The sequence below is a fragment of the Micromonospora sp. NPDC047620 genome (assembly GCF_043205005.1).
Classification (GTDB): Bacteria; Actinomycetota; Actinomycetes; order Mycobacteriales; family Micromonosporaceae; genus Micromonospora.
In genome coordinates this window covers 202,559-227,856 of record NZ_JBIDDG010000012.1, presented here as the reverse complement: position 1 = coordinate 227,856, position 25,298 = coordinate 202,559, and the positions used below count along the sequence as shown (strand labels likewise).

Genomic DNA, 25,298 nt, shown 5'->3' with positions numbered 1-25,298 from the left:
TGGGCGTCGTCGCCGAGCGGTCGCCGGGCTGAGGCGAACTGCACAGGGGCGACGACCTGAACCATCGTTATATTCCCAGGGTGACTACCGAGACCGGGATCAACATCCACAGCACCGCGGGCAAGCTGGCTGACCTGGAGCGACGGGTCGACGAGGCGGTGCACGCCGGGTCGGCGCGCGCGGTCGAGAAGCAGCACGCGAGGGGTAAGAAGACCGCCCGCGAGCGGATCGAGATGCTGCTCGACGAGGGCTCCTTCGTCGAGTTGGACGAGCTGGCCCGGCACCGGTCCACCAACTTCGGGCTGGACAGGACCCGCCCGTACGGCGACGGCGTGATCACCGGCTACGGCACCATCGACGGCCGCCAGGTCTGCGTGTTCGCCCAGGACTTCACGGTCTTCGGCGGCTCCCTCGGCGAGGTCTTCGGCGAGAAGATCGTCAAGGTGATGGACCTGGCCATGAAGATCGGCTGCCCGGTCGTCGGCATCAACGACTCCGGCGGCGCCCGCATCCAGGAGGGCGTGGCCTCGCTCGGGCTCTACGGCGAGATCTTCTTCCGCAACGTCCGGGCCAGCGGCGTCATCCCGCAGATCTCCCTGATCATGGGCCCGTGCGCGGGGGGCGCCGTCTACTCCCCGGCGGTCACCGACTTCACCGTGATGGTCGACCAGACCTCGCACATGTTCATCACCGGCCCCGACGTCATCAAGACCGTCACCGGCGAGGACGTGGCGATGGAGGAGCTGGGCGGCGCCCGTACGCACAACTCCCGCAGCGGCAACGCGCACTACCTCGCCAGCGACGAGGAGGACGCGATCGAGTACGTGAAGGCGCTGCTGTCGTACCTGCCGTCGAACAACCTGGACGAGCCGGTGGTCTACGAGGCCCCCGCGGACCTCTCCGTGAGCGACGAGGACCGGGAGCTGGACACGCTGATCCCCGACTCGGCGAACCAGCCGTACGACATGCACCGGGTCATCGAGCACGTCCTGGACGACGGCGAGTTCCTGGAGGTCCAGCCGCTCTACGCGCAGAACCTGATCATCGGCTACGGCCGGGTCGAGGGGCGCCCGGTCGGCGTGGTCGCCAACCAGCCGATGCACTTCGCCGGCACCCTGGACATCGCCGCGTCGGAGAAGGCCGCCCGGTTCGTGCGCACCTGCGACGCGTTCAACATCCCGGTGCTGACCTTCGTGGACGTTCCCGGCTTCCTGCCCGGCACCGGCCAGGAGTGGGACGGCATCATCCGCCGCGGCGCGAAGCTCATCTACGCGTACGCCGAGGCCACCGTCCCGAAGGTCACCGTCATCACCCGCAAGGCCTACGGCGGGGCGTACGACGTGATGGGCTCCAAGCACCTCGGCGCGGACCTGAACTTCGCCTGGCCGACCGCGCAGATCGCGGTGATGGGCGCGCAGGGCGCGGTGAACATCCTCTACCGGCAGGAGCTGGCCGCCGCCGAGGACCCGGCCGCCGTGCGGGCCGAGAAGATCACCGAGTACGAGGACACCCTCGCCAACCCGTACATCGCGGCCGAGCGCGGCTACGTCGACAGCGTCATCCCGCCCCACGAGACCCGCACACAGATCGTCCGCGCCCTGCGGGTGCTGCGTACCAAGCGCGAGACCCTGCCCCCGAAGAAGCACGGCAACATCCCGTTGTAAGGGCAGTTCCGGAGGTCCCCGCGTCCTCGTGGGGGCGGAGACCTCCGTCCTCAGCAGCCGGGGTTCGCCGCCGCGCACATGCGGCGCGCCGCGGTCCTGCCCAACGCTTCCAGCTCGGCGTGACTCAGGCCGCGGCCGGGACGGACGTCGTCGACCGTGTCCGCGACGGCGCCCGGGCCGGTCGCGACCACGGTGACCAGGTCACCGACCCGCACCACCATGGTGACCTCGACCGAGGGCGCCGCGGCCACCACCCTCCCGCCAAACTGGCCGCGGGGGGCCAGTGACACGTGACGCACCATCACGGACTCGTCACCGGCGAAGCCGCGGACCGGCGTGTCCCACCGGTGGGTGTCAACGGTCGTCACCGGGCGGCCGTCCACGAACGCGGACCCGGCGAGCCGCCATTCCGCACAGGCGTTGAGCAGCAGCCCGACAAGGCCGAAGACCAGCCGTCCCTGATCCGGGTCGACCCGGTACACGTCCTGGGTGAGCATCGGGTGCTGGGTCGTGGCGTCCGTCGGCGCCCAGAGCAGGGTCTGGGACCTCGAATAGCGGGACGTGGGCAGGCCCGTCGGCACGCCCCGGTCACGGCCGCAGGACTCCAGTGTCGAGTCGATCCGTACCGGCTCGACCATGCCGGTCTCACCGAGTTGCACACCAGTCTTCAGGGGCACGTCCCGGGGGGTGAGCAGGGCCTCCTGCGGGATCTCGGCCGGCGCGGCATTCGCCGGTGACACCGGGATGGCGGCGACCAGGGGTGGCGGCGACACCGGCCGCCCGGCCGCCGCGTACGCGGAACCCGACATCACGGCGAGCACCGCGACCGCCGCTGTCAGCGCCGCACGCCGGCTGCGCCGGCGGGCCCGGGCGCGGATCTCGGCGGGCTCCGGCCAGCGGACGTCCCGCAGGTCCCGGTGCAGCCGGTCGACGAACCTCGTCTCGTCACGCATCGGCGGCCTCCTTCAGATCAGAGACGGCGAGCAGCCCGGCCAGCGCGGCGCGCCCCCGGGAGAGTCGGGCCTTGACCGTGCCCACGGGGGCGTCGGTCTGCCGGGCCACCTCGGCCACCGGCATGCCGACCAGGTAGTACAGGGCGATCGCGGTGCGCTGCTCCTCGGGCAGCCGGCGCAGCGCGGCGACCACGTCGACGGTGTCGGGATCCGGGCCGGGAACGGTATCGGTGGCGCCGTGCCGCAGGTAGGCGCGGGCGCGGCTGCGCAGACTGCGCCAGCGGCTGACCGCGATCCGACTGGCCACCACCCGCACCCACGCCTCCGGCTCCTCGTACGCGCTCACGGTCGACCAGCGCTGCCAGGCGCGCACGTACGCCTCCTGCACGGCGTCCTGCGCCTCGGCGAGGTCACCGGTGAGCACGTAGACGAAGCCCAGCAACCGTTGCCGGCTGCCCCGGTAGAACTCGTCGAAGCCGTCGACGTCCGGCACCCTGCTACCTCCCCCGTGACGGTCGCAGGGGACACGCGCCGGCCGGGGCGGTCGGTTGCCCGGTCAACCGATCATTTTCTCCAGCTCCGCCGGCCGGAAGCCGCCGGCCGGGATCCGCTCCCGCAGCGCGCGGCGAACCGCGAGCTCGGGCCCATTCTGCCCGCTCGCGCTTCCGCGCCGTCCCCGGCGACGGCGGTCGGCCTGGTCGGGCGTGGTGTCTCCCCGTACTTTCCCCGTGCCGGGTCGGCGCCGCTCAGAGCGTGATGCCGGCCTCAGCGAGGATCGGGCCGGCGAGCAGCAGCGCGCCCACGGCGAGGGCGACCAGGTTGACCAGGGCGAACACGGTGACCCAGAAGAACGCGGGCAGCGGGGTGATCCCGGCGAGCTGGTCGGCGTCGGAGGCGGGCATCCGTCCCCGGGAGCGCAGCCGTTGCAGCTCCACCACGGGTCGCACGCCGCCGAGCAGCAGGAACCACACCCCGGTGTACGCGAACGCCGCCTGCACCTGCGGCGTGGCGTACCAGGAGACGGCGAGCACAACCCCGCCGGTGACGAGCAGCGAGAGCACGCCGAAGACGTTGCGGATCATGACCAGCATGGCCAGCAGCAGCGCCACAGCGACCCAGAGCAGCAGGGTGATCCGGTTGCCGCCGAGCAGCCACGCGCCGGCCAGCCCGACCAGCGGCGGGGCGACGTAGCCGGCCAGCAGGGTGAGGATCATCCCCGGGCCGGCGGGCCGGCCGGCGGAGAGGGTGAGCCCCGAGGTGTCCGAGTGCAGCCGGATGCCGTGCAGCCGGCGGCCGGTGAGCAGCGCGACCAGCGCGTGCCCGCCCTCGTGGGCGATGGTGACGGCGTTTCGGGCGATCCGCCAGGGCAGCCGGGTGGACACGACCACCAGCGCGGCGGCGGCGGTCAGGAACACCAGCAGGGGCGGTGGGTCCGGCTGCGCCGCGAACAGCTTGTCCCAGAGACCGCCGAGCCCGTCGATCGACACCATGGGGCGCGAGCCTACCGGCCCGGACCTGTGTCGCTACGCCCTCGTGGTCCGTATCGTGTGAAGCTGACCTGGTGGCGATCGGAGCGGGAGGTGGACGCCGGTGAGCGCGGCCCCCCTGGAACCCCACATCGGCCTGTGGACAGAGGCCGAGTACCTCGCCATGGGCGAGACCTCGAACCGGGTCGAACTGCTCGACGGGAGCCTGATCGTGAGCCCTGCCCCGAGCAAGCGACACCAGCGGGTGTCGAGACTGCTGGCCAACAGCCTCGACGGCGCGGCCGGAGCCCTCGCGGTTTTCGAGGCGGTGAACGTCCGGCTCGGCGTCGACCGGATCGTCATCCCCGACGTGGTGGTGGCCGACACCGACGACGAGGGCACCGTGGTCGAGGCGGGCGAGGTCGTCCTCGTCTGCGAGATCGTCTCTCCGGGGAACGCGGCGGCCGACCGACTGGTCAAGATGCAGCTCTACGCCATCGCCCGGATTCCCTGGTATCTGCTGGTCGAGCAGGACGGCCAGACCCACTCGTTGCGGCTGTTCCGGCTGGACGGTGCGCACTACGTCGAGGACCAGGTCGCCAAGGCGGGCGAGCACCTCATCCTGACCGAGCCGTTCCGCTGGGCTGTCGATCCGGCTTCACTCCACTGATTTCAGCGTCAGTCGTCAATGTAAATTTGTTTAGCGCCCCTTGCGATCGAGGACGCTTACCTCCAAAGATAGTCGTCAATTCCATCGGCGTCCTTGGAGGCATCCATGACCCGTACCAGACCATCGCTGCGCAGAATGCTCGCCACCGGCCTCACCGTGCTCGCCACCGTGGCGGCGGGGCTCGTCGCCACCAGCACCCCGGCGGCCGCGGCCACCACGCCCGGCATCGACGTCTCGCGCTACCAGGGCAGCATCAACTGGACGAGCGTACGCAACGCCGGGATCCAGTTCGCCTTCATCAAGGCCACCGAGGGCACGAGCTACAAGGACCCGAACTTCAACAGCAACTACACCAACTCGTACTACGCGGGGGTGATCCGGGGGGCGTACCACTTCGCCCGGCCGAACATCTCCTCCGGGGCGATCCAGGCGAACTACCTGGCCTCCAACGGCGGCGCCTGGTCGGCCGACAGCCGCACCCTCCCCGCCGCGCTGGACCTGGAGGCCAACCCGTACAGCGGCGGGTACTGCTACGGCCTCAGCACGTCCGGGATGCGCAGCTGGGTGCAGGACTTCCTCAACACCTACCGCGCGCGCACCGGCCGCTACGCGGTCATCTACACCACCACCAGTTGGTGGAACACGTGCACCGGCAGTTGGACCGGCCCGTGGGCGAACCACCCGCTCTGGATCGCCCGCTGGTCCACCTCCCCCGGCACCCTGCCGGCCGGCGCGCCGTTCTGGAGCTTCTGGCAGTACACCGACAGCGGCAGCGTCGCCGGGATCAGCGGCCCCGTCGACCGCAACTACTGGAACGGTGATCGCACCCGGCTGATCGCGCTGGCCAACAACACCGCCTGAGCCGACTCGCCCGGGGCAGACGGTTGGCGGCAGCGGGATCGGCTGTCACCGTACGGTCGACAACTGGTCCGGCTGCCGCCACGCCACCGCCTCGGGCCTCTGGCCCGCCATCCGGCCTGCGGGCGTCAGGCCCGTCGTCGGGACGCCACCGGTACGGTCACCGCGTTGTCGCGCGCGAGTGCGCCACGCCGCGTGAGACGCCAGGCAGCCACTCCGGCGAGGGTGACGGTGACGACGCTGAGCAGCGCGAACAGTACCGGCAGGCCGGCGCTGACGAGCAGCAGGACGAGGTCGCCCAGGGCCACGAGCATCCACAGTGCCACCCGAGGCCGGGCGTCCTTCAGTCGGTAACCCATGTCGTGCCTCCCTTCCGTCGTGCAGGTCAGGTACCCCGTACGACGGAGGGTCATGCGAATCAGTCCCGCACCGGCACGAACCCGTCAGCGATGGTCTTGAAGATCAGTTCGTTGGCCGCCCACTGGTCGGCGGGAGTGTCCCAGCGGATGGCGTACCCCTTGTCCGGGGCGGTCACGAAACCGCGGTTGCGGACGTGGATCGCGCGTCCGTCCTCTGTCTGGGTCCACTCCCAGTCGGCAGCCTCGTCGAAGTAGTCGATCGACTCGATCCGGACCCGCCGGTAGTTCGGGTAGTCGCCCCGCCGGCTCGTCTCCTGCCTCCGCCAGTCGGCCTCGGCATCGTCAAGGGGCTCGGTGGTCTGGTCGATCAGCAGGGCCCGCCCCCTGCCGTCCGAGAAGCGAACACGATAGTCCTCCCGCCCGGCCCCCCACTTGCGGCGGTAGTCGAGCTTGAAACCCGGCGGCACGGGCACGGAGAAGCCAGTCGGGTCCTTGTGCAGCTTCCAGCCGGCCGGCAGTCCCGTCGCCGAGGGCGTGACGGCCGGGGTCGGGCTGGGGGCGGCGCTGGTCGGCGGCGGCGCGGCGGGCCCCGACGTCTGGGGTGCCTGCGAGGCGGTGGTCGGGTCGGCCTGCGGGGTGCCGCCGTCGTCCTCGCCGTCGCCGCTGCTCAGCATCGGCACGACCAGCACCAGACCGACCAGCAGCAGCGCCACCAGCACCCCGATCAGCACGTTGCGCCGGGTGTTGTTGGGCTTCGTACCGTCGGGCGGCACCACCGTGGCGCGGCCGGACGGCGGGCTCACCGGCGCGGGCATCACCGACGTGGGATTCACCGGCCTGCGCGGCGCGGGGCTCACCGGCATGGCCGGCGAGGCGCCGGCCACCGGCTTCGGTGCCTCGACCTTCGCCGTCGGCGCGGTGTCGGACGTGGACGACTCGACCTTGGCGGTCGGCGCGACATCCGAGGCGGCGGACGCACTCTCGGCCGCCACGATGACCCCGGCGGAGGCGACCGCCTCCTGCGGCGCGCGGGGCGCCGGCGGGCTGACCGGCCTGGCCGCCGGGTCCTCGGCCGGTCGCGGCGCCGGCACCAGCGGCGGGCGCGGCTCGCGCGGGCCGTTCGGCCCCGGCCGGCGTACGCCGTCGAGCAGCGGGATGGCGCGCGTGCGCTTGCCGCCGGCACGGCGCAGCAACTTCTCCGCCACCTCGGCGTTGATCCGCTCGTTCGGGTCCTTGCGCAGCAGGCCGTTGAGCACCGGCTTGAGCGGGCCGGCGTTCTTCGGCGGCGGGGGTGCCTCGGTGGCGAGCGCCGCCAGGGTGGCGATCGCCGACGGCCGGGCGTACGGCGACTTCCCCTCGACCGCGGCGTAGAGGGTGGCGCCCAGCGACCAGAGGTCGGCCTCCGGCCCGGCAGTGCCGTCGCGGGCCCGCTCCGGCGCGATGTACGCGGGCGAACCGAGCACCATGCCCGTCCGGGTCACGTTCGGGTCGCCGGGGATCGTGGCGAGACCGAAATCGGTCAGCACCACCCGGCCGTCGTTGCCGAGCAGCACGTTGCCCGGCTTGACGTCGCGGTGCATCACGCCGGCCTTGTGCGCCGCGTTCAGCGCACCCAGCACGCCGAGCCCGATCTCGACCGCGCGCGCCGGCGGCACCGGGCCGTCCTCGGCGAGCGTGTCCTGCAACGACCTCGACGCCACGTACTCCATGACGATCCATGGGTCGCCGTCGGTGCGCAGCACGTCGAAGATGCGGACCACGTTGATGTGGTTCAGCCGGGCGATGGCCCGGGCCTCGCGCAGCGACCGCTCCCGCATCTCGCGGCGCTCGTCGTCGGTGAGGCTGGGCGGCGGGACGAGCTCCTTGATCGCCACGTCCCGGTGCAGCACCTCGTCGCGCGCCTTCCACACCCGACCCATGCCGCCCTGACCGAGCGGCGAGAGGAGCCGGTATCGGTCAGCGACGAGTTGGGGCAGCGCGTTAGACATCGCCCAGACGGTACCCGGCGGGCACGACGCTCACACCGCCGGCACGCCACTGTGCGGTTCAGGTCAAGCTTGCCGCCGCGTACGCTGACGCCATGTCTGCCGAAGAGCCGCTGTTCCGGGTCGTCCGCGGGGTCCCCACCGCCGAGGAACTGGCCGCGCTGGTGGGCGCGATCGTCGTCCGGTCCCGTCCGGCCGCCGCACCCTCGCCGGCCGCCGCGTCAGCCTGGGCGCGCAGCGGGCGACCGGCCACCATGACGCCCGTCGCCGGTCCCGGCGGGTGGCGCGCCTCCGGCCTGCCCCGCTGACCTTTTCCCGGTACGGATCACCGCAGCTCGGTGCCCCTGCCCACCTGCCGAACGGCTCGGGTGTGCGAGGTTGGGGCTGCCGACAGCGTCGGACACCCATTAACCTCACTCAGGGAAACGGCGCAGTGACGGGTAGGGAGGGCCGATGATCCCCGAGGAGGACCGTCCAGCGTCCTGGCTTCGCGGTTACGGCGGTATCGAGGCCGACATCCGCCGGTTGCGCGAGTTCGCCGACAAGCTCCAGGCCGAGGTGGAACGCAACTACGCCCCCCACCTGTCGTACATCGCCGAGGACATGAAGGCGCCGGTGCCCAACCCGGCCGACGCCTTCATCGAGCTGGTCAACTTCCTGCGCGCCCACCACGAGACCCAGCAGGCCACCGCCGACATGGTCTGGGGCGTCCGCGACACCACCGGCCACCTGGCCGTCGCCGCCAGCACGGTAGCCAACAGCTACACCCAATCCGACGCCTTCTCCTCCGCCCGGGTGGCCGACGTCGAACGGGCGCTCGCCAACCCGGCCGCCGCCACACCGCGCGGCCCGTCACCGGTGTTGCGCGACCCCACCAGTCCGGAGACGGGACCGATGTCGGGGCCGGTGGTGTTGCCGTGATCGAGCGGGGCAGCGGCCGCACGTCCGGCCTGACCGACTGGCGACTGATGGACGTGGCCAGCATGTGGGCCTGCCTCCAGGACCACGACACCACCAACCACTGGAAGCAGGTCGCCGGCTGGCGCAAGGTCTGCGACCTCGCCCGGACCCACCTGAGCCGGCTCCAGGAATACCGGCGCGGGCTGGCGGAGGCATGGCCCCCGGAGACCAACGAGGCAGCCCGGGCGTACGTCCGCGAGCTCGACGAGCTGATCGACAAGGTGCAGCGCACCCACGACGCGGCCAGCGCCAACTACACCGCGCTCTCCGCCGCGACACAGGCCATCGGGACCACCCGCGCCGAGCTCAAGAAGATCTACGACGAGTACGCCGTCAAGGTCCAGGAGAAGCGGACGTACGAGGCGACGCTCGCGGACCCGAAGGCGGCCATGGGCAGCCGCGTCCCCGACCGCCCGGTGACGGACGCCGACCTGGAACGGCTCAACGTCCAGGCGCGGGGCATCATGTACGGCCTCAGCGGCGAACTCCAACACGCCCAAGTAATGCTCCAAAAGCCGCCTCCTGTTAGGCCGCCGAAACACACAGATAATCCGGATATCTATGGCGGCTCGAATATCGCACCGATCATTCCTCCGATTGTTCCGGCACCAGTGCTAGGAAAGTCTGGGGCCCTCTCGCCGGGGCCAAGCCGTACCCTCAAGCCTGTCTCCACTCCGACAGCACCTGGCAGCGGGCCAGTCCTTGGCGGTGCCGGCGTTGGGCTAACTCCGACACCAGCCAATCCCGCGTTGCCCGCCACGGCACCTTCATCCCCTTCGGCCGGCCCAAACCTCGGAATGCCGCCAGGACTCTCCCCGCGCGCTCCGAGCCGGCCATTTCCAACTGGTTCAACATCCGGCCAGCCAGGTCAGGCGAGGCCGCCCATTGTGGGCGGCGCGAATGGCCAACCAAGTGCCGCGTCACCATCTCAACCAAGGCCGATGCCGCCGGGCGGTCTTATCGGCGGAGCACCTGGGATGGGTCTCAGCCAGCCGGGGGCAGGTAATAACCAGCCACGTCGGGTCAACCCGGTCGGTGGGGTGATCGGTGGAGGAGGCGCCGGCACCGCGCCAACGGGTGGCGCTGGTTCTCGCCCAGGTGGCGGGCGGAGTTTTGGTTCGACGCATGGGGCACCTCCCTTCGGTGGCTCCCCAGGCATGGGTAGCCACGCCGGAACAGGAAGCACTAGCAGCATCGGCGCGGCACCCGGACGCTCTGCGCGTTCCGACAAGAGCGATGACGAACTGCGTCGGTGGAACCCCGACCATCCTTGGGAGATAGATCAAGGAGTGACCCCAGTGGTCCGTCCGCCAGACGAGGAAGGCCCAATCGATCCAGGGCCTGCCATCGGCTTTAACAGGTGAGAATACGGCCAGCCGGCAAAATGCTGGCGGTGCTGACACTGTGGGTTACAACAATGTGGACGTTCAATGCGGCTGCGGCTGCATCGAGTTCCACAGCACCACATCCCACAGAGTCCGTCCAAGTCCGAGGCGACCAGTGGCATTTGCGCTACCTCCACGCAATTGACGCGCACCGGATCACGCAGGGCGAGGGTGTGGTAGTCGCCGTTCCGGACACTGGCGTGGATCCACACCCGGACCTGCGAAACAACTTACTTCCCGGGGTTGACCTCATTCCCGGAGGCACTGGCGACGGTCGGCAAGACCTAGACGGTCACGGCACATCCATGGCTGGCCTCATCGCCGCTCACGGCCGGAGTCCGGCTGAAGGAGCGCTAGGCGTCGCCCCGAGGGCGAAGATTCTGCCGATATTCGACTCCCCACCGAACGGCGATGGTGAGCCAGATGCGCTAGCTCAAGGAATCGAATACGCGATATCACAAGGCGCTGAGGTCATAAGCATTTCTAGCGGCGGCACGTCTAGCCCCCGCCTCGATCAGGCGATCGGCACCGCTCTGGCCTCGAACATCGTCGTGGTAGCGGCGGCGGGCAACAGTCCCGAGGACGCACGTGTTAGCTACCCTGCGTCAAAGGAGGGCGTAATAGCTGTCGGTGGAATCGATCGCATAGGAAGACATGCAGCCGTCTCCGTGACCGGCCCAGAGATTGATGTAGTTGCGCCTGCCGTTGATATCTATAGCACCAGCTACGACGGAAAATACTCGAAGGGCAATGGCACGTCGGGTGCCACGGCGATCGTCGCCGGCGCTGCAGCACTGATTCGGTCGAAATACCCGTACCTGCCGGCCTCCGAGGTAGTGCATCGACTCACGGCCACCGCCGTCGACAAGGGACCACCCGGACGGGACGACGAGTACGGCTACGGGGTCATCGACCTCGTAGCGTCGCTGACAGCAGACGTACCCCCGTTGGGCTTCGGGTCGGCGACGGCGAGCGGCCCGGCTCCCACCGCCTCTACCACCACGGTCGCGGAGCCCGCCGACGACGGAGACGGCGGAGCGACCGCCCGTGGCCTGGTCACCCTCGGTGTGATCGTGGCTGCCGGTGGCGCGTGGGTCCTGGTTGCGCGTCGCCGGCGCCACGGCGACGACCCGCCTCCCCGGATCAGCCGGTAACGTCGGCGACGTGCCAGAAACGATGCCGCTCCGCCTCGTGCTCGCCTCGGCGAGCCCCGCCCGCCGCAAGATTCTCCAGGCCGCCGGGATCGAACCGGACGTGCTGGTCAGCGGCGTCGACGAGTCCCTGTTGGTCACCGAACAGGCCGAGGATCTCTGCCTGGAACTTGCCCGGTTGAAGGCGGAGGCGGTGCTCACCCGGCTCCGGCCGACCGCCGACCAGCGGACGCTGGTGATCGGGTGCGATTCGGTGCTGGCCTTCGACGGGGAGATCCTCGGCAAGCCGGCCGACCCGGCGGACGCCACCCGGCGCTGGCAGCGCATGCGCGGGCGCAGCGGGGTGCTGCACAGTGGGCACTGCCTCATCGACATCGTGACGGGGCGTCGGGCCGAGGCCGTCGCCTCCACCGTCGTGCACTTCGCCGACGTCAGCGACGACGAGATCGCCACGTACGTGGGCACCGGCGAGCCGCTCGCGGTGGCCGGTGCCTTCACGATCGACGGGCTGGGCGGGCCGTTCGTGGAGCGGATCGAGGGCGACCCGAGCACCGTCATCGGGCTCTCGCTGCCGATGCTGCGCCGCCTCCTGGCCGAGCTGGATCTGCGAATCACCGATCTGTGGACGAAGGTCGCGCCCGGCAACCAGTCGGTCGAACCGCTCGGTTAGCGTCCATTCATGACCACGAAGTCGATCCCGCTCACGTCGGAACTGCACGCGTACCTGGTGGCGCACGGGTCGCCGCCGGACGAGATCATGCGGGACCTGGCCGAGGAGACCCGCGCCGCCCTGCCGGACGACGCACAGATGCAGGTCGCGCCGGAGCAGGCCGCGTTCCTGACCTTCCTCACCCGGCTGCTCGGCGTGCGGCAGGCCGTGGAGGTGGGCACCTTCACCGGCCTCTCCTCGCTGGCGATCGCCCGGGGGCTGCCCGAGGGCGGGCGGCTGACCTGCTTCGACATCTCCGAGGAGTTCACGGGCATCGCCCGGCGGTACTGGGCCCGCGCGGGCGTGGAGGATCGCATCGAGCTGCGCATCGGCCCGGCCGGCGACACGCTGCGCGAGCTGCCGCACGAACGTCATCTTGACTTGGCGTTCATCGACGCGGACAAGACCGGGTATCCGATCTACTGGGCGGAGCTGGTGCCTCGGATGCGTCCCGGCGGGGTGATCGCGGTCGACAACGTGTTGCGCGGCGGCCGGGTGATCGCCCCGCAGAACGCCGACGACCGGGCCATCGCCGCGTTCAACGACGAGGTGCTCGCCGACGTCCGGGTGGACGCGGTGATGCTCCCGGTCGCCGACGGCCTGACGCTGGCCCGGGTGCACTGACCGCCACAGTCTGGGCCCCGCCTGCGCGATCTTGGTACGAAACGGCCCCTCCAGTACCAAGATCGGACGGAGCCACTCGACCCGGCGTCAGACGGCGGCCGGGGTCCGGACCTCGGCGGGGGCTGGGCGTAGGGCGCGGCCCAGCCGGGCGGCGAGCAGCGCGGCCGCCGCGATGAAGCCCGGCAGCAGCAGGAACGCCAGATGCGGGCCCACCCCGTCGGCCACCCAGCCGAGCGCGACCGGCGCGATCCCGAAGCCGACCCCCATCGAGTACGACGCCCAGCCGGCCGCCCGGTCCGCGGCCGGCCCGGCGACGGCGAGCGCGATCGAGATGGCCAGCGGGTAGTGCAGCGCGTTGCCGAGGCCGAGCACGACGAGGCCGGCGACCGCGAGCCAGCCGACCGGGGCGACCCAGAACAGCGCGAACCCGGCCAGCGACACACACAGAGCGGCCAGCAGCAGCGGCACCGGCCGGTACCGCAACGCGAACCGGCCGCCGACGAGCCGGCCGACGAACATGCCGCAGACGATCGCGGCGACGGCGGCCGAGGCGGCGCCGGCCGCCATTCCGGCGTGCGAGCGGAGCACGTCGGCGGTCCAGAGGGACAGGCAGACCTCGATCGAGCCGGTGACCGCCATCAGCACCCAGGCGATCCAGTACGTCGGGGGTAGCCGCCGCGCGGTGCCGGCGACGGGAGCAGCCCGACGCGCGCCGGCGGTCGGGTCGGTGTCGGCCGGGTCACCGGCCGGGGGATCCCCGGCAGCCGCAGCGGGGGCAGCCTCCGGCAGGCGTACGCGGAAGGTCACGGCGGCGAGCGCGACCAGCGCGATCAGGCCGGCCTCGACGGCCATCACGGGCCGCCAGCCCCAGCCGGCGTCGACGCTGGTGCCGATGACCAGCGGGGCGAGGATTCCCATGCCGGCGCAGGCGGCGTTGGCCTCGGTCAGCGCGGCCGGCGCGCCGGTGCCGTGCCGGTCGGTGAGCACCACCGAGACGCCGCTGATCACCAGCATGCCGAAGGTGGCGATCACCGCGACGGCGGTGATCGTGGCAGGCAGTGCCCGCAGGGTGCCGAGCGCGGTGACGCCGAGCGCCACCCCGGCCAGCCCGGTCCAGGTGGCGCGGCCACGGCCGACCCGGCGGGCCAGCGGCGCGAAGAGCGCCCCGCCGGCCAGCGCGCCGACGGCGATGCCGGTGCTGTGCAGGCCGGCGACGGCGGTCGAGGTGCCCTGTTCGTCGCGGAGCAGCGGCACGACCGGCCCGAATCCGTAGAGGAAGAAGCCCCACAGCCCCAGCTGGGCGTAGGTCAGCCAGGTGGTCCGGTCACGGGCGAGGCGGGGCACCGGCCTTACGGTACAAGCGTCCGGCCGGTGCCCCGCCCCGGTGAGAGGCAGCTCTCCCCCGGCGTTAGGAGGGGACCCTTCCTCTACCGTAGGCGTTAATAAGGTGCCCTTCCTTTCAGCGGACGGTGCGCGCGAACTGCCGGGCCGCCCAGACGACGCCGGCCGCGGCGAGTACCGCGATGATGCCGAGCCCCTGCCAGACCTTGTCGTCGCCGAGGTCGCCGTTGAAGAGGGCGCGGGTGCCGTCGACCGCCCAGGAGAACGGGTTCCACTCGGCGATGCCCTGGAGCCAGCCGGGGGCGAACGTGAGCGGCAGCAGGATGCCGGAGAGCAGCAGCACCGGCTGCGCCACGGTGTTCATCAGCGGAGCCAGCGCGTCCTCGCTCTTGACCTTGAGCGCGACGCCGTAGGAGACGGCCGAGGTCATCAATGCGATCAGGGCGAGCATGAGGTACGCCAGGAGCAGGTCGACGATGAAGACGCGCAGGTCGAACAGGAGCGCGAGCAGGGTGATGATGACCGCCTGCACGATCAGCGACACGACGTCGCGCAGGGAGCGGCCGAGCAGCAGGGCGAGCCGGCTGACCGGGGTGACCCGGGAGCGTTCGATGACGCCGGCGCGCAGCTCGGCGATCAGGCCGAAGCCCTGGAACAGGCCGCCGAAGATGGCCAGCAGCACCAGCAGGCCGGGCACGAAGATCTTGTAGGCCTCCGCCTGGGTGGGGGCGTTCAGGGCCGGCTTGAGCAGCGGGGCGAAGAGCAGCAGGTACATCACCGGCTGGAAGATGCCGACGAAGACCCAGACGGGGTTGCGCAGCAGCAGCTGGAGCTGGCGCTGGAAGATCAGCCAGGTGTCACGAGCGAGTTTCATGCGGTCTCTCCGGTCTCGGGTCAGGACTCGCGCAGCGAGCGGCCGGTCTTGGTGAGGAAGACGTCGTCGAGGCTGGGCCGGTGCAGCTCGATGGAGTCGAGCGTGAGGCCCGCCGTGTCGACGCGGCGCAGGATCTGCGGGATGGCGGTCGCGCCCTCGTCGACGTAGAGCCGCAGGCCGCCCTCCTCGACGGTCTCCAGCTTGTTGACGTACGGCTCGCTGTCGAGCAGCTTCGCGGCCTGCGGGGTGGCCGCCGCGTCCAGCCCGACCAGCACCACGTCGCCGGAGATCTCGCGCTTGAGGCCCGCCGGGGTGCCCTCCGCGACCACCTCGCCGTGATCCATGATCGCGATCCGGTCGCAGAGCGCGTCGGCCTCGTCGAGGTAGTGCGTGGTGATGAAGACGGTCATGCCGTCGGCGCGCAGCCGGCGGATCTCGTCCCACATGTGCGCGCGGCTCTGCGGGTCGAGGCCGCTGGTCGGCTCGTCCAGGAAGACGATCTTCGGCTCGTGGATGATGCCGAGGGCGATCTCCACCCGTCGCCGCTGGCCGCCCGAGTAGGTCTTGCACTTGCGGTCCGCGTACTCGGTGAGCTGGAAGGCGTCGAGGGCGCGGGCGGCGCGCCGCTGCGCCTCGGCCTTGCCGATGCCGTACATCCGGGCCTGGAGGACCAACTCCTCGCGGGCGGTCGACTCGTCCCAGGTGCTACCGCCCTGGGCGACGTAGCCGATGCGGCGGCGCACCTCGGCCGGGTCCTTGCGCAGGTCGGCCCCGGCGATGGTGGCCTCGCCGCCGTCCGGCTCGATCAGGGTCGCCAGCATCCGCAGGGTGGTGGTCTTGCCGGCGCCGTTGGGGCCGAGGAAACCGAAGATCTCCCCTGCGGCGACCTCCAGGTCGACTCCGCGCACCGCGTCGACGGTCCTCGTCTGGCGACCCTCTCGGGAGCGGAACGACTTCCGCAGCCCTCTGGTCTCGATCATCTCTGCTCCTGGTCGTCCGGGCCGGTGCGACCGGCCACCTGGTCTGTCCCTCGGGGACGACGCCGGACGGCGTGCTCCCCCCGTCGCGCCGCGAGCAGGCTAACGCGATATAGCTCCAGTGGTCAATCTTGATTATTCGATTGTGTCGCGAGATGTGGCCTCGCCGTCGGACCACCCGTTCCAACCCTCCGCCCCGACCAGGCCATCAGGCAGGTACGACACTCCGGAGTCGATGCGTTCGGCGATCCGTTCGCACCAGCCGACCTCGGCCTCCGCCCGTGCGGCCCAGAGTTCGAACATCCACCCGACGTGCACCGGCTTGGAGGTGCGCATCCAGTCGGAGGCCAGCGCCGCGCGCATCGACTCGACGCCGACGCGCAGCAGGTTCGCCCGGTTGCGCAGGGCCGCCGACGCCTCCTCGCGGGGCAGCGCGGGCAGGAACGAGAACGCCGCCGCGAACGGGTCCGGCGGCTCGTGCAACTGCCACCAGTGCCCGCGCAGCAGCGACTCGAACTCGTCCTCGCCCTTGGCGGTGACCTCGTACGTGGTGCGTGCCGGCCGGGCGCCCACCTGCTCGGTGGCCACCTCGCGCAGCAGGCCCTCCGCGGTCAGCTTGCGCAGGGCGTGGTAGATCGAGCCGGGCTGCACGTTGGCCCACCTGTCGGCGTTCCAACTGAGCAGTTCCCGGCGCACGTCGTAGCCGTGCACGGGCTGCATCCACCGCACCAGCCCGAGGATCATCATTCGCGTGGCAGACATCCGGCAAGCGTAATAAGCAAGTTTGACTAGGGCGCGAAGCGACAGTGCGGCATCCCACACTGAGCGATCGTTAGGGTCCTCAGGGTGGCCGATACACTCCCGGTCAGTAACCTCCCGGGAGGAGCCCCCTAGATGCGCAAGGTACTCATCGCCAACCGCGGCGAGATCGCCGTCCGCGTCATCCGCGCCTGCCGCGACGCCGGTCTGGGCAGCGTCGCCGTCTACGCGGACTCCGACCGGGACGCCCTGCACGCCACGCTGGCCGACGAGGCGTACGCGCTCGGCGGGGACTCCGCGACCGAGACGTACCTGCGCATCGACAAGCTGCTGGAGGTCGCCGCCAAGGCCGACGCCGACGCCGTCCACCCCGGCTACGGATTCCTCGCCGAGAACGCCGACTTCGCCCAGGCCGTCATCGACGCCGGGCTGACCTGGATCGGCCCCACCCCGCAGGCGATCCGCGACCTCGGCGACAAGGTGACCGCCCGGCACATCGCCCAGCGCGCCGGCGCCCCCCTGGTGCCCGGCACCCCCGACCCGGTGGCCAACCCGGACGAGGTGATGGCGTTCGCCGTCGACCACGGCCTGCCGGTCGCCATCAAGGCCGCCTTCGGCGGCGGCGGGCGCGGGCTCAAGGTGGCCCGCACGATGGAGGAGATCCCGCACCTCTTCGAGTCGGCCACCCGCGAGGCGGTCGCCGCGTTCGGCCGGGGTGAGTGCTTCGTCGAGCGCTACCTCGACAAGCCCCGCCACGTCGAGGCGCAGGTGCTGGCCGACCAGCACGGCAACGTGATCGTGGTCGGCACCCGCGACTGCTCGCTCCAGCGCCGGCACCAGAAGCTGGTCGAGGAGGCCCCGGCGCCGTTCCTCACCGACGCGCAGCGCGCCCAGATCCACGACAGCGCCAAGGCGATCTGCCGGGAGGCCGGCTACCACGGCGCCGGCACGGTGGAATACCTGGTCGGCGCCGACGGCACCATCTCCTTCCTGGAGGTCAACACCCGTCTCCAGGTCGAGCACCCGGTCACCGAGGAGACCGCCGGCATCGACCTGGTCCGCGAGCAGTTCCGGATCGCCGACGGCGAGAAGCTGCGGTTCACCGAGGACCCGACGCCGCGCGGGCACTCCATCGAGTTCCGGATCAACGGCGAGGACCCGGGCCGCAACTTCCTGCCCGCCCCCGGCACGGTCACCGCGCTGCGGCTGCCCACCGGCCCCGGCGTCCGGGTCGACACCGGCATCTCGGCCGGCGACGTGATCGGCGGCAACTTCGACTCGCTGCTGGCCAAGGTGATCGTCACCGGCGAGACGCGCACCGAGGCGCTGGAGCGGGCCCGCCGGGCGCTGGACGAGATAGTCGTCGAGGGCATGGCCACCGCGCTGCCGTTCCACCGGCTGGTCATCCGCGACGAGGCGTTCACCGCCGAGCCGTTCACCGTGCACACCCGGTGGATCGAGACCGAGTTCGACAACACCGTCCCGCCCTTCACCGCCGCCGCCGGCACCGCCGAGGCGCCGGCCGAGCGCGAGACCGTCGTGGTCGAGGTCGGCGGCAAGCGGCTGGAGGTCACCCTCCCCGCCGGCCTCGGCGGGGGTACGGCCGCCGCCGCGCCCGCCGCCCGCAAGCCGGCCCGCCGGGGCGGCGCGGCCAAGGCCGGCGCCGCCGTCAGCGGCGACGCCCTCACCTCGCCCATGCAGGGCACCATCGTCAAGATCGCGGTCGCCGACGGGGACACCGTCGCCGAGGGCGACCTGGTCGTGGTGCTGGAGGCGATGAAGATGGAGCAGCCGCTGCACGCGCACAAGGCGGGCACGGTCAGCGGCCTCGCCGCCGAGGTCGGCGCCGTCATCTCCGCCGGCGCGGCGATCTGCACGATCGCCTGAGGTGTAAGGAAGGGCACCCTACTAACGTTTCCGGTAGAGGAAGGGGCCCTTCCTTACCCACGGGCGCGACCCCGCCGGGCAGCGGTCAGCCTCGCAGGTCAGCGCAGTTCGGTGCCGGCGACCGCCCGGACGGCGGCGGTCAGCGCGTCCAGCGTGGTGGAGTCCACCCGCCAGTGCTGCCAGTACAGCGGGCGGTCCAGGTGACGCCCGGCACCGATGTCGACGCAGCGCCCGGCCGCGATGTCGGCACGGGCGATCCGCTCCGGCACCATCCCCCACCCCAAGCCCAGCCGCACCGCCTCGTTGAAGCCGTCGAAGGACGGGACGTAGTGGACCGGTGGGGCGATCCGACGCCGGGTCACGGTGCGGGCGAACCGGTGTTGGAGCTGGTCCTTGCGGTCGAACGCCATCATCGGCGCCGCCGCGAGGGCGGCCTCGGTGGGGCCGTCGGGGAAGTGGCGGGCCGCGAACCCGGTCCGGGCCAGCGCGACGTACCGCATCGCGCCCAGCCGCTCCACCCGGCAGCCCTGGACGGCCTCGCGCTGCGCGGTCACCGCGGCCATCGCCGTGCCGTCGCGGATCAGCTCCGCCGTGTGGTCCTCGTCGTCCCGGCGGACGTCGAACAGGAGCGCCAGCTCGGCGGGCAGCCGCGCCAGGGCGCCGACGAACCAGGTGCCGAGCGAGTCGCCGTTCGCCACGATGGTCACCCGGCTGGGGGCGGGCCCGCCGACCGTCGGCGGGCGGGCGGCGTCCAACGCCTCCCGTTCCAGCAGGGCCACCTGGCCGGCGAGCCGCAGCAGCGGCCGGCCCGCGTCGGTGGCCTGGCACGGCTTCGCGCGGCGGACCAGCACCTGCCCGACGGTCTGCTCCAACGCCTTCATCCGCTGGCTGACGGCCGACGGGGTGACGTGCAGCGCGTGCGCGGCCGCCTCGAAGCTGCCCTCGCGGACCACCGCGGCGAACGTCCGGAGCTGCGTGGAGTCGAGCATGATGAAGCTGAGCTTATCTCCCGTGAGAATCTTTAGCTGGGCTGCATCGGCTGCGGCTCGTAGCCTCGGCTCGTGCCCGACATCCTCAGCAGCTCCGTGACAGGTTCCGCCGCCGCCGGCTTCTCCCTCTCGATCGCGCTCATCGCCGCCATCGGCGCGCAGAACGCCTTCGTCCTGCGGCAGGGTCTGCGCCGGGAGCACGTCCTGCCCGTGGTCGCCGTGTGCGCCGCCTCCGACGCGCTGCTGATCTCGGTCGGCATCGCCGGGATGGGCACCGCCACGGCGGAGCACCCCGCCGTCCTGACCGCCGTCCGCTGGCTGGGGGCCGCGTTCCTGCTCGGGTACGCCGTGCTGGCCGCCCGCCGCGCGCTGCGCCCCGGCGCGCTCTCCCCCGCCGACCGGCCGCCGGCCACGCTCGGGGCGACGCTGCTGGCCTGCCTCGCCTTCACCTACCTCAACCCGCACGTGTACCTCGACACCGTCCTCCTGCTCGGCGGGGTCGCCCGCCAGCACCCGCACCACTGGGTCTTCGGCGCGGGCGCGGCGCTCGCCAGCGCGGTCTGGTTCACCACCATCGGCGCCGCCGCCCACCGGCTCGCGCCCGTGCTGGCCCGCCCGACGGCCTGGCGGGTCGTCGACGGTGCGATCGCCCTCGTGATGACCGCGCTCGCGGCCGGGCTGCTGCTCGGCTGACCCGGTGACGCCGAGCCGCGCGCAGCATCATCCCGGCCGAGCTGGTGGTCTCCGGCGACGCCTGGCCCGGGGTGTTTTCCGCGACCACCGGGGGCACGGGCGGCGGCCAGCGGGAATGATGGCGGGGTGCGGTTCCTACACGGCGCGGTTCCCGCGCACGACCTGACCTACAACGACGTCTTCATGGCGCCGGCCCGCTCCGAGGTGGGCTCGCGGCTCGACGTCGACCTGGCCGCCAGCGACGGCACGGGCACCACCATCCCGCTGGTCGTGTCGAACATGACCGCGGTGTCCGGCCGCCGGATGGCCGAGACGGTCGCCCGGCGCGGCGCGATCGCGGTCATCCCGCAGGACATCCCGATCGAGGTGGTGGCGAACGTCGTCGCCTGGGTCAAGCGGCGGCACCTGGTGCACGACACCGCGATCACGCTCGGCCCGACCGACACCGTCGGGGACGCGATCCACCTGCTGCCGAAGCGGTCGCACGGCGCCGTGGTGGTGATCGACGACGAGGGCCGGCCGCTGGGCGTGGTGACCGAGGCGGACACCGTGGGCGTGGACCGCTTCGCCCAGCTCCGGCACGTGATGTCCACCGAGCTGCACACCGTGCCGGCCGACGCGGATCCGCGTACGGGCTTCGACCGGCTCTCGGCCGGCCGGCGCCGGCTCGCCCCGGTGGTCGACGCCGAGGGCCGCCTCGTCGGGGTGCTGACCCGGCAGGGCGCGCTGCGGGCGACCCTCTACAAGCCGGCGGTGGACGACCGGGGCCGACTGCGCATCGCCGCCGCCGTCGGCATCAACGGCGACGTGACCGGCAAGGCGGCGGCGCTGCTGGAGGCCGGGGTGGACACGCTGGTCGTGGACACCGCGCACGGCCACCAGGAGCGGATGATCTCCGCGCTGCGGGCCGTCCGCGCACTGGGCCCGGCGGTCCCGGTCGCCGCCGGCAACGTGGTGACCGCCGAGGGCGTACGCGACCTGGTGGAGGCGGGCGCCGACATCGTCAAGGTGGGCGTCGGCCCGGGTGCGATGTGCACCACCCGGATGATGACCGGGGTGGGCAGGCCGCAGTTCTCCGCCGTGCTCGACTGCGCCGCGGCGGCCCGCCAGCTCGGCCGGCACGTCTGGGCCGACGGCGGCGTACGGCACCCGCGGGACGTGGCGCTGGCCCTGGCCGCCGGCGCCTCGAACGTGATGATCGGCTCCTGGTTCGCCGGCACCTACGAGTCCCCCGGCGACCTCTACACCGACGCCGACGGCCGGCGCTACAAGGAGAGCTTCGGGATGGCGTCGGCGCGGGCGGTCAGCGCGCGGACGGCCGACGACAGCGCGTACGACCGGGCCCGCAAGGCGGTCTTCGAGGAGGGCATCTCCTCGGCCCGGATGTACCTGGACCCGGCCCGCCCCGGCGTGGAGGACCTGATCGACGAGATCATCGCCGGGGTGCGCAGCGCCTTCACCTACGCCGGCGCCCGGGACCTGGCGGAGTTCCACGAGCGGGCCGTCGTCGGCGTGCAGAGCACGGCCGGCTACACCGAGGGGATGCCGCTGCCCACGAGCTGGTGAGACGGCCCCCGCCGGCCGTCACTCCTCTGGGAAGAGACGTCGGATGACCTCGCGGGCGGCGGCCCGGGGGTCGTCGCCCACCCGCTCCGGCAGCGCGCCGGCGAGCCAGAGCGTGGCGAAGCCGTGCACGATCGACCAGGCGGCGAGCGCGTCGCCCTGCGGATCCTCCGCCGTCGGGCGCCCCTGCGGCAGCCCGGCGATTCCGGCGTGCAGCGCGTCGCCGGCGCGCTGGCGGGCAGCCGCCACGTCGTCGGCGTCGGCCCGGTAGAGGTCCGGGCGGAACATCACCTCGAAGTGCGCGCGGTGCCCGACCGCGAAGTCGACGTACGCGACGCCGCTGTCCAGCAGGTCCTCCGCGCCGCCCAACGCCTCGGCGAGCAGGTCGAAGCCCTCGGCGGCGAGGGCGGTGAGCAGGCCGGCCTTGTCGCCGAAGTGGTGCGCCGGTGCGGCGTGCGAGACGCCGGCCCGGCGGGCCAGGTCGCGCAGGCTCAGCGCCCCGGGGCCGGACTCCTCGATCACCTGCACCGCCGCCGTGAGCAGGGCACGACGCAGGTCGCCGTGGTGGTAGCCGCGTGTTCCGGTCATGCCGCGATCCTATCTTGCCATTGACAAGATGCCACCTCGGGGCGCAATCTTGTCGACGACAAGTTCACCCCCTGGGAGGTATCGATGGCTCCACTGATCGCGCTCGTGGCCGGCACCGCGCTCGCCCGGCTGGCCGGCCTGGCCGGCGTGGCCGCGCTCGACGGCTGGCACCCCGCGCTGCGGGTGGGGCTGGCGCTGATGTTCGTGGTGACCGGCCTCGCGCACTTCGCCGCCACCTACCGGTCGGACATGATCGCGATGGTGCCGCCCACCCTCCCCCGACCCGGCCTGCTGGTCACGGTCACCGGGGTGCTGGAACTGGTGGGCGCGGCCGGGCTGCTCGTGCCGGCGACCGCCCGCTGGGCCGCGGCCGGGCTGGCCCTGTTGATGCTGGCCATGTTCCCGGCGAACGTCTCGGCGGTGCGGCGCGGGCTGACCCTCGGGGGCCGGCCGGCGACCCCCCTGGGACCACGGACGGCGGAACAGGTCCTCTTCGTCGGCGCGGCCGTCGCTATTTCGTTTGGGGCCTGACGTTCAGGGAGCTAATCTGGCGACCATGAAACTGATCGAGCTGCGGGACGTGCCCCTCGGGCGACTGCTCGTGGTCGCCGGGCACGTCACCGGGCAGCGGTGGAACCGCTACCTCGCCGAGGAACACGGGCTCACCCAGGCCGGAATGGCCACCCTGATGACCCTCGCCGAACACGGCGGGCTGCCGCACCGCACGGTGGCCGAGCACTGCTTCGTCCGGCCGGCCACCCTCACCGGCATCGTCGACACGCTGGAACGCGACGGCCTGGTCGAGCGGCAGCGCGACGAGGCCGACCGGCGCAGCATCCGGATCGCGATCACCCCGGCCGGCCAGGCCCGGATCGACGCGCTGACCGCCGTGATCCGGTCCGGTGCTCCGCTGACCTCGGTCGACGCCGACCCGGCGAAGGCGGCGGTGATCCGCCAGTTCCTCCTGGAGGTCATCGGCAGCGGGGACGCCGGCACGCCGGAAGGGGCGCCGACATGTTGATCCGGCTGCTGCGCACACACCTGCGCCCCTACCGCCGGGCACTGGCGGCGGTGCTGCTGCTCCAGTTCGTCGGCACGATGGCGTCGCTCTACCTGCCCAGCCTCAACGCCGACATCATCGACCTCGGCGTGGCGCGGGGCGACACCGACTACATCATGCGCACCGGCGGGTGGATGCTCGCGGTCAGCCTGGTGCAGATCGTCTGCTCCGTCGCCGCCGTCTACCTCGGCGCACGCACCGCGATGGGCTTCGGCCGGGACGTGCGGGCGGCGGTGTTCGGGCACGTGAACAACTTCTCCGCCCGCGAGGTGGCCCGGTTCGGCGCGCCCTCGCTGATCACCCGCAACACCAACGACGTGCAGCAGGTGCAGATGCTCGTGCTGATGAGCTGCACCATGCTGGTCGCCGCGCCGATCATGAGCGTCGGCGGCGTGGTGATGGCGCTGCGCGAGGATCTCGGGCTCTCCTGGCTGATGCTGGTCAGCGTGCCCGTGCTGGCCGTCGCCCTGGGGCTGATCATCCGGCGGATGGTGCCGGGCTTCCGGCTCATGCAGACCCGGATCGACACGGTCAACCGGGTGCTGCGGGAACAGATCACCGGCATCCGGGTGGTCCGGGCGTTCGTCCGGGAGCCGTACGAGACGGAGCGCTTCGCCACCGCGAACGCCGACCTCACCGCGACCGCCCTGCGCACCGGCCGCCTGATGGCGTTGATCTTCCCCGTGGTGATGCTGGTGCTCAACGTCTCCAGCGTCGCGGTGCTCTGGTTCGGCGCCCAGCGCGTCGACGCCGGGGCGATCCAGGTCGGCGCCCTCACCGCCTTCCTGCAGTACCTGATGCAGATCCTGATGGCCGTCATGATGGCCACCTTCATGCTGATGATGGTGCCCCGCGCGGCGGTCTGCGCGGAGCGGATCGTCGAGGTGCTGGACACCGACTCCTCGGTGGTGCCGGCGTCCCGCCCGGTCACCGAGGTGGCCACACACGGCGAGTTGGAGCTGCGCGACGTGTCGTTCCGGTATCCGGGGGCGGCCGCACCGGTGCTGCGGGACGTGTCCTTCCGGGTGACGCCGGGGTCCACCACGGCGGTCATCGGCAGCACCGGCGCGGGCAAGACCACGCTGCTGTCGCTCGTCCCCCGGCTGGTCGACGTGACCGCCGGCACCGTGCTGGTCGACGGCGTCGACGTCCGCGACCTGGCGCCGGACGAGCTGTGGCGCCGGATCGGGCTGGTGCCGCAGAAGCCCTACCTGTTCACCGGGACGGTGGCGAGCAACCTGCGCTACGGCAACCCGGACGCGACCGACGCGGAACTCTGGGACGCGCTGGAGATCGCCCAGGCGCGGGACTTCGTCGAGGCGATGCCCGAGGGGCTGGCGTCGCCGATCGCGCAGGGCGGCACGAACGTCTCCGGCGGGCAGCGGCAGCGGCTCGCGATCGCCCGGGCCCTGGTGCGCCGGCCGGAGATCTACCTCTTCGACGACTCCTTCTCCGCGCTCGACCTCGGCACCGACGCGCGGCTGCGGGCGGCGCTGCGGCCGGTCACCGCGGACGCCGCCGTGGTGATCGTGGCGCAGCGGGTCTCCACGATCGTCGAGGCCGACCAGATCATCGTGTTGGAGGACGGGGGCGTGGTCGGGATGGGCCGACACGACGAGTTGCTGGACACCTGCCCGACGTACGCCGAGATCGTGGCGTCGCAGAACACGACGGGGGTGGCCGCGTGAGCGAGCGGAGCGAGCGAACCATCAGGCACAGCAGCGTGGCGCCTCGCGCCGCCGCCGAGCGGAGCGAGGTGGCCGCGTGAGCGCCGTACCGCAGC

Annotated in this window: 25 protein-coding genes; 14 read left to right on the top strand and 11 right to left on the bottom strand. The window is 71.9% G+C overall.

The genetic code is table 11. The annotated features are described in order from the left end of the window. Positions 1-80: 80 nt before the first annotated feature. Entirely contained in the window at positions 81-1,664 is a 1,584-nt protein-coding gene (locus tag ACGF5C_RS17285) for an acyl-CoA carboxylase subunit beta (protein ID WP_350703448.1), read from the top strand. A 50-nt stretch (positions 1,665-1,714) separates the two neighbouring features. Here the strand turns inward: ACGF5C_RS17285 and ACGF5C_RS17280 are convergent, their stop codons facing one another. From ACGF5C_RS17280 to ACGF5C_RS17270, 3 genes are all read right to left on the bottom strand, one after another. Next, entirely contained in the window at positions 1,715-2,617 is a 903-nt protein-coding gene (locus ACGF5C_RS17280; RefSeq protein ID WP_393302706.1) for a hypothetical protein, read from the bottom strand. After that, positions 2,610-3,110: a SigE family RNA polymerase sigma factor gene (locus tag ACGF5C_RS17275; protein ID WP_357458352.1), complete on the bottom strand. Its 501-nt coding sequence runs from the start codon at positions 3,108-3,110 to the stop codon at positions 2,610-2,612. Before ACGF5C_RS17275 ends, ACGF5C_RS17280 begins: the two co-directional genes overlap by 8 nt. A 253-nt stretch (positions 3,111-3,363) precedes the next feature. Beyond that, positions 3,364-4,107: a M50 family metallopeptidase gene (locus ACGF5C_RS17270; RefSeq protein WP_393302704.1), complete on the bottom strand. Its 744-nt coding sequence runs from the start codon at positions 4,105-4,107 to the stop codon at positions 3,364-3,366. Between the two features lie 100 nt (positions 4,108-4,207). Here ACGF5C_RS17270 and ACGF5C_RS17265 point away from each other — a divergent pair, with 100 nt between their 5' ends. Beyond that, the gene (locus ACGF5C_RS17265) at positions 4,208-4,753 is read left to right on the top strand and encodes a Uma2 family endonuclease (protein WP_393302703.1); all 546 of its coding nucleotides are present in this window, start codon (positions 4,208-4,210) and stop codon (positions 4,751-4,753) included. Positions 4,754-4,858: 105 nt separating this feature from the next. Beyond that, complete coding sequence (locus tag ACGF5C_RS17260; RefSeq protein ID WP_393302701.1) at positions 4,859-5,614, top strand: GH25 family lysozyme; 756 nt, start codon at positions 4,859-4,861, stop codon at positions 5,612-5,614. Between the two features lie 125 nt (positions 5,615-5,739). Here ACGF5C_RS17260 and ACGF5C_RS17255 read toward each other — a convergent pair whose 3' ends face one another. Together ACGF5C_RS17255 and ACGF5C_RS17250 are read right to left on the bottom strand one after the other, a co-directional pair. Continuing rightward, positions 5,740-5,970, bottom strand: a complete 231-nt coding sequence (locus ACGF5C_RS17255) for a hypothetical protein (protein ID WP_393302699.1) — start codon at positions 5,968-5,970, stop codon at positions 5,740-5,742. 59 nt (positions 5,971-6,029) lie between these two features. Continuing rightward, a complete protein-coding gene (locus ACGF5C_RS17250) occupies positions 6,030-7,958 on the bottom strand; it encodes a protein kinase (protein WP_393302697.1) in 1,929 nt (642 codons plus the stop codon). A gap of 92 nt (positions 7,959-8,050) precedes the next feature. Between ACGF5C_RS17250 and ACGF5C_RS17245 the strand changes: the two genes are divergently transcribed. The 5 genes from ACGF5C_RS17245 (at position 8,051) to ACGF5C_RS17225 (ending at position 12,784) form a co-directional block, all read left to right on the top strand. Continuing rightward, positions 8,051-8,263, top strand: a complete 213-nt coding sequence (locus tag ACGF5C_RS17245; protein WP_393302695.1) for an acyl-CoA carboxylase epsilon subunit — start codon at positions 8,051-8,053, stop codon at positions 8,261-8,263. Between the two features lie 145 nt (positions 8,264-8,408). Then, a complete protein-coding gene (locus ACGF5C_RS17240; protein WP_393302692.1) occupies positions 8,409-8,876 on the top strand; it encodes a hypothetical protein in 468 nt (155 codons plus the stop codon). A gap of 1,456 nt (positions 8,877-10,332) precedes the next feature. Continuing rightward, positions 10,333-11,454: a type VII secretion-associated serine protease mycosin gene (gene mycP, locus ACGF5C_RS17235; RefSeq protein WP_393302778.1), complete on the top strand. Its 1,122-nt coding sequence runs from the start codon at positions 10,333-10,335 to the stop codon at positions 11,452-11,454. Between the two features lie 22 nt (positions 11,455-11,476). Then, positions 11,477-12,121 carry a Maf family protein gene (locus ACGF5C_RS17230; RefSeq protein ID WP_393302776.1) on the top strand — a complete coding sequence of 215 codons (645 nt, stop codon included), beginning with the start codon at positions 11,477-11,479 and terminating at the stop codon, positions 12,119-12,121. Positions 12,122-12,130: 9 nt separating this feature from the next. After that, on the top strand, positions 12,131-12,784 hold the full coding sequence (locus ACGF5C_RS17225; protein ID WP_393302689.1) for an O-methyltransferase: 654 nt from the start codon (positions 12,131-12,133) through the stop codon (positions 12,782-12,784). 87 nt (positions 12,785-12,871) lie between these two features. Here ACGF5C_RS17225 and ACGF5C_RS17220 read toward each other — a convergent pair whose 3' ends face one another. The 4 genes from ACGF5C_RS17220 to ACGF5C_RS17205 form a co-directional block, all read right to left on the bottom strand. Then, positions 12,872-14,128: an MFS transporter gene (locus tag ACGF5C_RS17220; RefSeq protein ID WP_393302686.1), complete on the bottom strand. Its 1,257-nt coding sequence runs from the start codon at positions 14,126-14,128 to the stop codon at positions 12,872-12,874. Positions 14,129-14,243: 115 nt separating this feature from the next. Next, a complete protein-coding gene (locus ACGF5C_RS17215) occupies positions 14,244-14,999 on the bottom strand; it encodes an ABC transporter permease (RefSeq protein WP_350703478.1) in 756 nt (251 codons plus the stop codon). Positions 15,000-15,019: 20 nt separating this feature from the next. After that, a complete protein-coding gene (locus ACGF5C_RS17210) occupies positions 15,020-15,979 on the bottom strand; it encodes an ATP-binding cassette domain-containing protein (protein WP_357692186.1) in 960 nt (319 codons plus the stop codon). Between the two features lie 132 nt (positions 15,980-16,111). Continuing rightward, positions 16,112-16,738: a PadR family transcriptional regulator gene (locus ACGF5C_RS17205; RefSeq protein ID WP_393302681.1), complete on the bottom strand. Its 627-nt coding sequence runs from the start codon at positions 16,736-16,738 to the stop codon at positions 16,112-16,114. A 132-nt stretch (positions 16,739-16,870) separates the two neighbouring features. On the opposite strand from ACGF5C_RS17205, the gene ACGF5C_RS17200 reads away from it, so the two are divergent. After that, complete coding sequence (locus ACGF5C_RS17200) at positions 16,871-18,622, top strand: acetyl/propionyl/methylcrotonyl-CoA carboxylase subunit alpha (RefSeq protein ID WP_393302679.1); 1,752 nt, start codon at positions 16,871-16,873, stop codon at positions 18,620-18,622. Between the two features lie 98 nt (positions 18,623-18,720). Here the strand turns inward: ACGF5C_RS17200 and ACGF5C_RS17195 are convergent, their stop codons facing one another. Further along, a complete protein-coding gene (locus tag ACGF5C_RS17195) occupies positions 18,721-19,611 on the bottom strand; it encodes a LysR family transcriptional regulator ArgP (RefSeq protein ID WP_393302676.1) in 891 nt (296 codons plus the stop codon). Between the two features lie 96 nt (positions 19,612-19,707). Between ACGF5C_RS17195 and ACGF5C_RS17190 the strand changes: the two genes are divergently transcribed. Then, positions 19,708-20,304 carry a LysE/ArgO family amino acid transporter gene (locus ACGF5C_RS17190; RefSeq protein ID WP_393302774.1) on the top strand — a complete coding sequence of 199 codons (597 nt, stop codon included), beginning with the start codon at positions 19,708-19,710 and terminating at the stop codon, positions 20,302-20,304. Between the two features lie 126 nt (positions 20,305-20,430). Further along, positions 20,431-21,870, top strand: a complete 1,440-nt coding sequence (locus ACGF5C_RS17185) for a GuaB1 family IMP dehydrogenase-related protein (RefSeq protein WP_393302674.1) — start codon at positions 20,431-20,433, stop codon at positions 21,868-21,870. Positions 21,871-21,888: 18 nt separating this feature from the next. Here ACGF5C_RS17185 and ACGF5C_RS17180 read toward each other — a convergent pair whose 3' ends face one another. Continuing rightward, positions 21,889-22,455, bottom strand: coding sequence for a TetR/AcrR family transcriptional regulator (locus tag ACGF5C_RS17180; protein ID WP_393302671.1), 567 nt, complete (start codon positions 22,453-22,455; stop codon positions 21,889-21,891). Positions 22,456-22,539: 84 nt separating this feature from the next. On the opposite strand from ACGF5C_RS17180, the gene ACGF5C_RS17175 reads away from it, so the two are divergent. From ACGF5C_RS17175 to ACGF5C_RS17165, 3 genes are read left to right on the top strand one after another with little or no spacing between them, the layout of a single operon-like run. Further along, positions 22,540-22,986, top strand: a complete 447-nt coding sequence (locus tag ACGF5C_RS17175; RefSeq protein ID WP_393302668.1) for a DoxX family membrane protein — start codon at positions 22,540-22,542, stop codon at positions 22,984-22,986. A gap of 25 nt (positions 22,987-23,011) precedes the next feature. After that, positions 23,012-23,476 carry a MarR family winged helix-turn-helix transcriptional regulator gene (locus ACGF5C_RS17170; RefSeq protein ID WP_393302665.1) on the top strand — a complete coding sequence of 155 codons (465 nt, stop codon included), beginning with the start codon at positions 23,012-23,014 and terminating at the stop codon, positions 23,474-23,476. Continuing rightward, on the top strand, positions 23,470-25,203 hold the full coding sequence (locus ACGF5C_RS17165) for an ABC transporter ATP-binding protein (RefSeq protein WP_393302662.1): 1,734 nt from the start codon (positions 23,470-23,472) through the stop codon (positions 25,201-25,203). The genes ACGF5C_RS17170 and ACGF5C_RS17165 overlap by 7 nt, the downstream gene beginning before the upstream one ends. The last annotated feature ends 95 nt before the right edge of the window (positions 25,204-25,298 follow it).

What these genes read in the sequence shown, in the direction of transcription:
- ACGF5C_RS17250 (WP_393302697.1), bottom strand. Translation starts at nt 7,958, where the DNA reads ATGTCTAACGCGCTGCCCCAACTCGTCGCTGACCGATACCGGCTCCTC.
- ACGF5C_RS17170 (WP_393302665.1), top strand. Translation starts at nt 23,012, where the DNA reads ATGAAACTGATCGAGCTGCGGGACGTGCCCCTCGGGCGACTGCTCGTG.
- ACGF5C_RS17270 (WP_393302704.1), bottom strand. Translation starts at nt 4,107, where the DNA reads ATGGTGTCGATCGACGGGCTCGGCGGTCTCTGGGACAAGCTGTTCGCG.
- ACGF5C_RS17260 (WP_393302701.1), top strand. Translation starts at nt 4,859, where the DNA reads ATGACCCGTACCAGACCATCGCTGCGCAGAATGCTCGCCACCGGCCTC.
- ACGF5C_RS17200 (WP_393302679.1), top strand. Translation starts at nt 16,871, where the DNA reads ATGCGCAAGGTACTCATCGCCAACCGCGGCGAGATCGCCGTCCGCGTC.
- ACGF5C_RS17245 (WP_393302695.1), top strand. Translation starts at nt 8,051, where the DNA reads ATGTCTGCCGAAGAGCCGCTGTTCCGGGTCGTCCGCGGGGTCCCCACC.
- ACGF5C_RS17165 (WP_393302662.1), top strand. Translation starts at nt 23,470, where the DNA reads ATGTTGATCCGGCTGCTGCGCACACACCTGCGCCCCTACCGCCGGGCA.
- ACGF5C_RS17225 (WP_393302689.1), top strand. Translation starts at nt 12,131, where the DNA reads ATGACCACGAAGTCGATCCCGCTCACGTCGGAACTGCACGCGTACCTG.
- ACGF5C_RS17255 (WP_393302699.1), bottom strand. Translation starts at nt 5,970, where the DNA reads ATGGGTTACCGACTGAAGGACGCCCGGCCTCGGGTGGCACTGTGGATG.
- ACGF5C_RS17240 (WP_393302692.1), top strand. Translation starts at nt 8,409, where the DNA reads ATGATCCCCGAGGAGGACCGTCCAGCGTCCTGGCTTCGCGGTTACGGC.
- ACGF5C_RS17215 (WP_350703478.1), bottom strand. Translation starts at nt 14,999, where the DNA reads ATGAAACTCGCTCGTGACACCTGGCTGATCTTCCAGCGCCAGCTCCAG.
- ACGF5C_RS17180 (WP_393302671.1), bottom strand. Translation starts at nt 22,455, where the DNA reads ATGACCGGAACACGCGGCTACCACCACGGCGACCTGCGTCGTGCCCTG.
- ACGF5C_RS17210 (WP_357692186.1), bottom strand. Translation starts at nt 15,979, where the DNA reads ATGATCGAGACCAGAGGGCTGCGGAAGTCGTTCCGCTCCCGAGAGGGT.
- ACGF5C_RS17175 (WP_393302668.1), top strand. Translation starts at nt 22,540, where the DNA reads ATGGCTCCACTGATCGCGCTCGTGGCCGGCACCGCGCTCGCCCGGCTG.
- ACGF5C_RS17230 (WP_393302776.1), top strand. Translation starts at nt 11,477, where the DNA reads ATGCCGCTCCGCCTCGTGCTCGCCTCGGCGAGCCCCGCCCGCCGCAAG.
- ACGF5C_RS17195 (WP_393302676.1), bottom strand. Translation starts at nt 19,611, where the DNA reads ATGCTCGACTCCACGCAGCTCCGGACGTTCGCCGCGGTGGTCCGCGAG.
- ACGF5C_RS17205 (WP_393302681.1), bottom strand. Translation starts at nt 16,738, where the DNA reads ATGTCTGCCACGCGAATGATGATCCTCGGGCTGGTGCGGTGGATGCAG.
- ACGF5C_RS17280 (WP_393302706.1), bottom strand. Translation starts at nt 2,617, where the DNA reads ATGCGTGACGAGACGAGGTTCGTCGACCGGCTGCACCGGGACCTGCGG.
- mycP (WP_393302778.1), top strand. Translation starts at nt 10,333, where the DNA reads ATGTGGACGTTCAATGCGGCTGCGGCTGCATCGAGTTCCACAGCACCA.